Raw genomic sequence first — 341 nt, forward strand, 5'->3', positions numbered from 1 at the left:
CTCGAGGGCCACCCCACGAGCCCCTACATCTGGAGCCACACCACGGGGCCCAACCGGGGAAAGCCCTTCTCCGCCCGGGCGGTGGAGGCCATGGTGAAGCGGGTGGCCAGGCGGGCGGGGCTCAAGGACTGGCAACGCATCACCCCCCATAAGCTCCGCCACTCCTACGCCAGCGCCCTGGTGGAGGCGGGGCGGGGGATTGACGAGGTGAAGGAGCTTCTGGGGCACAGCTCCATCAGCACCACCCAGGTCTACGTGCACGTCTCCCGCAAGCGCCTGGAGGAGGCCGCCCGGGCGTTGCCGGATGTGGTGGGGTGAAATGCCTTCTCTCCTTGTTCCTC

The 341-nt window shown here is 68.6% G+C and carries 1 protein-coding gene; it reads left to right on the top strand.

Features of this window, described 5'->3' with window-relative positions; genetic code table 11:
* Positions 1 to 318: tyrosine-type recombinase/integrase (locus ACYQ0J_RS00160; RefSeq protein WP_460170225.1), on the top strand; the 318-nt coding region annotated here is incomplete at its 5' end.
* Positions 319 to 341 lie beyond the last annotated feature (23 nt).

This window comes from Thermus sp. FJN-A (assembly GCF_054655095.1).